Annotated in this window: 4 protein-coding genes; all 4 read left to right on the top strand. The window is 70.5% G+C overall.

The genetic code is table 11. From position 1 onward, the window contains the following. The first annotated feature begins 193 nt into the window (after positions 1-193). Positions 194-1,081: an amino acid ABC transporter permease gene (locus tag G3I40_RS26520; RefSeq protein WP_164304681.1), complete on the top strand. Its 888-nt coding sequence runs from the start codon at positions 194-196 to the stop codon at positions 1,079-1,081. Beyond that, positions 1,078-1,860: an amino acid ABC transporter ATP-binding protein gene (locus G3I40_RS26515; RefSeq protein WP_164304680.1), complete on the top strand. Its 783-nt coding sequence runs from the start codon at positions 1,078-1,080 to the stop codon at positions 1,858-1,860. The genes G3I40_RS26520 and G3I40_RS26515 overlap by 4 nt, the downstream gene beginning before the upstream one ends. Positions 1,861-1,950: 90 nt before the next feature. After that, positions 1,951-2,922, top strand: coding sequence for an ABC transporter substrate-binding protein (locus G3I40_RS26510; RefSeq protein ID WP_164304679.1), 972 nt, complete (start codon positions 1,951-1,953; stop codon positions 2,920-2,922). A gap of 56 nt (positions 2,923-2,978) precedes the next feature. Next, positions 2,979-3,717 (top strand): LLM class flavin-dependent oxidoreductase (locus G3I40_RS26505; RefSeq protein ID WP_164304678.1); only part of this gene is annotated, 739 nt, incomplete at its 3' end.

Raw genomic sequence — 3,717 nt, 5'->3', positions numbered from 1 at the left:
GCTCGGCCCGGCCACCAACGCGCGCGGCGCCGGAGCCTTCACCCGGCCGCGGACCAACAGCCCCGCGCTGCGGCAGAACGACGCCACCGCGCGAGCCGTCCTCGCGTTCCTGCGCGCCGACCTCTCCTGTCGCGCCACCGCGGCCTGAGCCGAGCCCGCCCGCCCCCTTCCTGACTCCTCCCGAGGTACCCCTATGTCCCTGACCAGTGATCCGCCCCTCCGTAAAGTCGCCGAGGCACCGCCCGTCGACGACTACGCCCAGCTGAAGGTCGTACCCGTCCGCCACCCCTGGCGGTGGGCCGCCATCGCCGCGACCGCCGTGCTCGTCGCCCAGTTCGTGCACGGTCTTGCCACCAACTCCGGTTGGGAATGGCGGGTGTTCGCGGAGTTCTTCACCGCCGACGTCATCCTCAAGGCCGTCTGGACGACGCTGCAGCTCACCTTCTACGGCACGGCGCTCGGCTTCGCGCTCGGCATCGTCATCGCCTTCATGCGGCTGTCGCAGAGCCGGTTCCTGCGGACGGTGGCGTTCGGCTACATCTGGGCGTTCCGCTCGATCCCGCTGATCGTGCAGCTGCTGTTCTGGTTCAACCTGGCTTACCTGTACAAGGAGTTGCAGTTCGGGATCCCGTTCGGGCCCGGCTTCTTCTCCTTCGACACCATGGGCCTGGTGGGCGCCATGAGCGCCGCCGTCCTCGGACTCGCCCTGCACCAGGCCGCGTACGCCGCCGAGATCGTGCGCGGTGGCGTACTCGCCGTCGACAGCGGCCAGTTGGAGGCCGCGGCCGCGCTCGGCATCCCGCGCCTGCGGCAGATCCGCCGCATCGTGCTGCCGCAGGCGATGCGCTCGATCCTGCCGAACGCCGCCAACGAGGTCATCTCCCTCTTCAAGGGCACCTCGATCGTCTCCGTCATGGCGATCGGCGAGCTCTTCTACCAGGTGCAGGTCATCTACGGCCGCAACGGCCGCGTGGTGCCTCTCCTCATGGTCGCCACCGCCTGGTACATCCTCCTGACCAGCGCGCTCTCCGTACTCCAGCACTACGTGGAGCGCCACTTCGCGAAAGGCACGACCCGATGAGCGCCCCCTCCGGCACGGCCCCCGCCATGGTCGACATCAAGGCCGTCCACAAGAGCTTCGGATCCCTCGAAGTGCTCCGCGGCATCGATCTGGAGGTGCGGGCCGGCGAGGTCACCGTCGTGCTCGGCCCCTCGGGCTCCGGCAAGTCGACGCTGCTGCGCACCATCAACCACCTGGAGAAGGTCGACAGCGGCTGGATCAGCGTCGACGGGGCGCTGGTGGGCTACCGCAGGTCCGGGGACAAGCTGTACGAGCTGCGCGAACGCGAGGTGCTCAAGCAGCGCACCCACATCGGCTTCGTCTTCCAGAACTTCAACCTCTTCCCGCACCTGACCGTCCTGGAGAACGTCATCGAGGCGCCCGTCGCCGCGCTCAAGCTGCCCCGGTCCCAGGCCGTCGAGCGGGCCCGCCGGCTCCTCGGGCGGGTCGGGCTCGACGACAAGGCCGAGGCCTACCCGCGCCAGCTCTCCGGCGGCCAGCAGCAGCGCGTCGCCATCGCGCGGGCCCTCGCCCTGGAGCCCAAGCTGCTGCTCTTCGACGAGCCGACGTCCGCGCTCGACCCGGAGCTGGTCGGTGAGGTCCTCGACGTCATCAAGGACCTGGCGCACCAGGGCACCACGATGATCGTCGTCACGCACGAGATCGGCTTCGCCCGCGAGGTCGCCGACACCGTCGTCTTCATGGACGAGGGCCGCATCGTCGAACAGGGCGCCCCCGGCGACGTACTGGACGCGCCGCGCGAGGAGCGCACCAAGGCGTTCCTCTCCAAGGTCCTTTGACCCCAGCACCTTTGACGCAGGCCCTTTCGGCCCGGGCCCGTTGGCCCAAGGGTCCCGGAAACCATCCCCGCACCTCACAGGAGTACGCCCATGCTGTCCCGTCGCTCCCTCGTCGCCTCCGTCGCCGCGCTCACCCTCGCCCCGCTGCTCGCCGCCTGCGGAGGTGACAGCGACGCCGCCACGACCACCGGCAACGGCGCCACGAAGAAGGTCGGCAACGTCAACATCGGACCCGACCAGAACCGCATCCGCGGCAAGAAGGACGCCAGGATCGCCGCGCTGGTGCCCGAGGCGATCCGTGAGCGCGGCACGCTGCGGCTCGGCGGCAGCGCCGACGCCTCGCCACCGCTCGGCTTCTTCGCCACCGACGACCGGACCCGGATCGGCTCCGAGCTCGACATCGCCACGCTCGTCGCCGACACGCTCGGGCTCAAGGTCAAGCAGCAGCTGGTGAGTTGGGAGAACCTCTTCGTCGGCCTCGACAGCGGGAAGTTCGACGCCGTCTTCTCCAACGTCACGGTCACCGAGGAGCGCAAGGAGAAGTACGACTTCGCCACCTACCGGCTCGACAACATCGCGTTCGAGGCGAAGAAGGGCACGAGCTGGCAGGTCAAGGGGCCCAAGGACGTCGCGGGCAAGACCATCGCCGTGTCCTCCGGCACCAACCAGGAGAAGATCCTCGTCGACTGGAGCAAGCAGGACGAGAAGGCGGGCCTGAAGCCCGTCACCATCAAGTACTTCCAGAAGGACACGGACTACTACCTGGCGCTCCAGTCCGGCCGCATCGACGGCTACCTCGGCCCGAGCCCGGCCGTCGCCTACCACGTGGCGTCCGCGGGGCAGTCGCGGATCATCGGCACCATCTCCGGCGGCGGCGACCTGGTCCAGGGCAAGATCGCCGCGACCACGAAGAAGGGCAGTGGGCTCGTCGACGCGTACGCGGCCGCCCTGAACCACGTGATCGAGGACGGGTCCTACGCGCGCGTGCTGAAGCGCTGGGGCCTGTCGAGCGAGGCCGTGCCGAAGTCCGAGGTGAACCCGAAGGGCCTGCCCAAGCCGTGACGGCCCCCCCACCCCCGCTCGCCCACGCACCCCGTCTGCCGAAAGGTCCATCCGTCATGACCCGTCAGAACGGCCGGGGGCCGCTGCACCTCGCCGCGGCCGTCGACCTGCCCGGCGCCCTCGACGCCGAGCCCCACCTCCAGCTGGCCCGGCTCGCCGAGCACGGTGCCCTCGACTTCGTCACGCTCCACGACGGCTTCGCCGCGCAGGGGCTCGACGCCCTCTCCGTCCTGGCCAGGATCGCCCCGGCCACCTCCCGCATCGGACTCGTGCCGACCGTCACCACCACCCACACCGAGCCCTTCCACGTGCAGGCCGCCGTCGCCACCCTCGACTGGGTCAGCCGCGGCCGGGCCGGCTGGCGCCCCGACGTCTCGCTCAGCGAAGAGGAGGCGCGGCTCTTCGGTCGCAGGGACTCCGCCGCGCCCGCCGACCTGTGGCACGAGGCCGGTGAAGTCGCCGATGCCGCACGGAAGTTGTGGGACAGCTGGGAGGACGACACCGAGATCCGGGACGTCGCCACCGGGCGCTTCGTCGACCGGGAGAAGCTGCACCACGTCGACTTCGAGGGGCGTACGTTCTCCGTGCGCGGTCCGTCCATCGTGCCGCGGCCGCCGCAGGGCAACCCCGTGATCGTCGTCGACGCCACCCTGCCCTACGCGTACGACGTCGCGGCCCGGCACGCCGACGTCGCCCTCGTCGCCCTCGCCGAACCCGCCCAACTGCACGCCGCCCGCGCCGGATTGCGGCGCCGCGCGGCCGAGCACGGGCGGGACCCCGACGAGCTGCGCGTCC

The organism is Streptomyces sp. SID14478 (genome assembly GCF_010548525.1).
Taxonomy (GTDB): domain Bacteria; phylum Actinomycetota; class Actinomycetes; order Streptomycetales; family Streptomycetaceae; genus Streptomyces.
Note: the sequence above shows the minus strand (reverse complement) of the source record. Positions and strands in the feature narration are given on the sequence as shown.

What these genes read in the sequence shown, in the direction of transcription:
- G3I40_RS26520 (WP_164304681.1), top strand. Translation starts at nt 194, where the DNA reads ATGTCCCTGACCAGTGATCCGCCCCTCCGTAAAGTCGCCGAGGCACCG.
- G3I40_RS26515 (WP_164304680.1), top strand. Translation starts at nt 1,078, where the DNA reads ATGAGCGCCCCCTCCGGCACGGCCCCCGCCATGGTCGACATCAAGGCC.
- G3I40_RS26510 (WP_164304679.1), top strand. Translation starts at nt 1,951, where the DNA reads ATGCTGTCCCGTCGCTCCCTCGTCGCCTCCGTCGCCGCGCTCACCCTC.